Raw genomic sequence first — 3,331 nt, forward strand, 5'->3', positions numbered from 1 at the left:
CCGCCGCATCGACCTGCCCACCTACGCTTTCCAGCACGAGCACTACTGGCCGAGCGCACCGCTCGTCCCGGTCGGTGGACCTGCCGACGGGCGCAGCCCGATCGATGCCGAGTTCTGGGACGTCGTCGCACGTGGTGACATCGATACCCTGGCCAGGACGCTCGATGTCGGCGAGACCGGTACGCCTTCCCTCGCGAGCATGCTGCCCGCACTGTCCCAGTGGCACCGCAACCGCAGCGAAAGTCTGGAAGTCGGTTCCTGGCGATACCGTGTCAGCTGGGCCCCCGTCGACGACGCGACCGATCCGATGCTCACCGGCGTATGGGTGCTCGCGGTTCCCGTGGGAGGCATCGACGAGTCTCTCGTCGAGGACTGTGCGGCGTCCCTGCGCGACCACGGGGCGAGCGTCGTGGTGCTGCCGGTGGACGGTGGTACGGACGACGTCACCACGATCGGCGACCGGCTGCGGGAGACCGTCGACGGCCACGGAAGCCCGTCCGGCGTGCTGTCGTTGCTGTCCTTCGACGAGCGCCCCCATCCTGTACACAACGTCCTGCCGTCCGGCTCGTTCGCCGTCCTGGCCCTTCTGCGGGCGATGACCTGGCTGGAGCTGGAGGCGCCGCTCTGGTGCGCCACCCGGACCGCCGTGTCCGTCCGGCGGTCCGACGTCCTCGCCCGGCCGGTTCAGGCACAGACCTGGGGCCTGGGGCGAGTCGCCTCGTTGGAACACCCCAAGGTGTGGGGTGGCCTCGTCGACCTGCCGGAGGAGGTGGACGCCCGGGCGCTGAAGCGGTTGGTGGCCGCCCTCGCGGGCACGGACGGCGAGGACCAGCTGGCGGTGCGTGGCACGGGGGTGTTCACCCGACGGGTGTTGCCCGCGACTCCGGACAGTTCGTCGCCGGCGCGGTCCTGGAAACCCTCCGGCACGGCACTCATCACGGGTGGGACCGGGGCCCTGGGCGGGCATGTCGCGCGCTGGCTGGCTGCGGACGGAGCCGAGCACGTCGTCCTCACGAGCCGTAGCGGTGACAAGGCTTCAGGAGTCACCGAGCTGGTGGCAGAGCTGGAGAAGCTGGGCAGCAGGGTCACCGTCGCCGCGTGTGATGTGACCGACCGGGCCGCCGTGGCCGGTCTGCTGGAGCGACTCTCGGCGGCCGGGGACAAGGTGCGTACGGTCGTGCACGCGGCAGGAGTCGGCAAGCTGGCCCCGCTGGCGGCGACGGACGACGACATGTTCGCGGACATCACTGCCGCCAAGGTCACCGGAGCCCGGTACCTCGACGAGCTGATCGATCGCGACGACCTCGACGCGGTCATCTACTTCTCATCGGTTTCGGCCGTCTGGGGTGTCGGAGACCACGGGGCCTACGCGGCGGCCAATGCCTACGCGGACGCACTCGCCGAACAACGGCGTGCCGAGGGCGTACCCGCCCTGTCCGTGGCCTGGGGGCCGTGGGCCGGTGGCGGAATGGTGAGCGAGGAGGCGAAGGTCCTCCTCGACCGGCAGGGCGTACGTCTCATCCAGCCCGCGTCGGGCATCGCCGCCCTCCGGCAGGCCCTCGACCAGGACGACACCACCGTCGTGATCGCCGACGTCGACTGGGAACGCTTCGCGCCGATCTTCACCATGGCGCGGCCCCGCCCCCTGATCGCCGGCATCCCGCAGGTGGCGGCAGCCATCGGGGACGCGGCGGCGGAATCTGTCGGTGAGCGGGAGACCCCCCCGGCCCTGAGGGCGGAGCTGATCGTGCTGTCCGAGGCCGACCGGGCCCAGCTCCTGCTGGACCTGGTGCGCGGACATGCGGCGACAGTGCTCGGACACGCGACGCCCAAGAACGTCGAAGCGGGCCGTGCCTTCAGGGAACTCGGCTTCGATTCGCTCACCGCGGTCGAACTGCGCAACCGGCTCAACGCCGCGACGGGGCTTCGCCTTCCGGCGACGTCCGTCTTCGACCACCCGACCCCGACCGCGCTCGCGAGCCATCTGCAGGCGGAAATCCTGCAGGACGCGGAAGGCGACCTGCCTGCCGGCGAGGAACTCGACCGTCTGGAACAGGCCCTGGCCGTCCGCGCGCACGACGACATCGGCCGGATGCGAGTGGTCCTCCGCCTGGAATCCCTGTTGTCCAAGCTCAACGAGGCGAACGGGCCGGCGGGCCCGGACAGCAGTGCGGAGCGCTACGAGTCCGCGACGAACGAGGAGTTGTTCGACCTGATCGACAACGACCTCGGGATCTCTTGACGTGGCAAGCATGAATTTTCCTGTACGACTCACGGGAGCGATGTACTGATGGCGGACGAAGAGAAGCTGCGCGAGTACCTGACCAAGGTGGTCGGCGAGCTCCAGCAGACTCGCCAGCGACTTCGCCATGTCGAGTCCGGCGAAGCCGAACCCATCGCGATCGTCGCGATGAGCTGTCGCTATCCGGGGGACGTGGCTTCTCCGGAGCAGCTGTGGGAGCTGGTGGCCTCCGGACGCGACGCCGTCGCGGGGTTCCCCGCCGACCGTGGCTGGGACCTCGAGAAGCTGTACGACCCGGACGCCGAACATGCGCACCCGGGGACTTCGTACGCGAACGAGGGCGGCTTCCTCTATGACGCCGCGGACTTCGACCCGGGCCTCTTCGGGATCTCGCCGCGTGAGGCGCTGTCGATGGATCCGCAGCAGCGCCTGCTCCTGGAGACGTCGTGGGAGGCGTTCGAGCGTGCGGGCATCGACCCGCTCTCCGTACGCGGCAGCCGTACAGGCGTCTTCATCGGCGCCTCGACACAGGGTTACGGCATCGGTATGGCGGCGGCGCCCGGCTCGGACGGGCACGCGCTCACAGGGGATGTCACCTCTGTGCTGTCCGGCCGTGTCTCCTACACGCTGGGTCTCGAGGGCCCGGCGGTGACGGTGGACACGGCGTGCTCCTCGTCGCTCGTCGCGATGCACTGGGCGATCCAGGCACTGCGCTCCGGTGAGTGCACGCAGGCACTGGCCGGCGGTGTCACTGTCATGTCCAACCCTGGTGTCTTCGTCGAATTCTCCCGGCAGCGAGGCCTGGCGGCCGACGGCCGGTGCAAGGCTTACGCCGAGGCCGCGGACGGCACTGGCTGGGGCGAAGGCGTGGGCATGCTCCTGCTGGAGCGACTGTCCGACGCGCGGCGTGACGGTCATCAGGTGCTGGCGGTCGTGCGCGGCTCGGCGGTGAACCAGGACGGTGCGTCCAACGGTCTGACCGCGCCGAACGGCCCCGCACAGCAGCGTGTGATCAGCCAGGCGCTGGCCGGTGCCAGGCTGTCCCCCACACAGGTCGACGTCGTGGAGGGACACGGTACGGGTACCCGG

At 69.9% G+C, this 3,331-nt stretch carries 2 protein-coding genes; both read left to right on the top strand.

Features of this window, described 5'->3' with window-relative positions:
* On the top strand, positions 1 to 2,242 hold a 2,242-nt coding region (locus IH13_RS0136105), incomplete at its 5' end, for an SDR family NAD(P)-dependent oxidoreductase (protein WP_158791529.1).
* A 48-nt stretch (positions 2,243 to 2,290) separates the two neighbouring features.
* A partial coding sequence (locus IH13_RS0136110; protein WP_031091397.1) for a beta-ketoacyl synthase N-terminal-like domain-containing protein occupies positions 2,291 to 3,331 on the top strand: 1,041 nt, incomplete at its 3' end.

The sequence above is a fragment of the Streptomyces sp. NRRL WC-3549 genome, assembly GCF_000721935.1.
GTDB lineage: Bacteria > Actinomycetota > Actinomycetes > Streptomycetales > Streptomycetaceae > Streptomyces.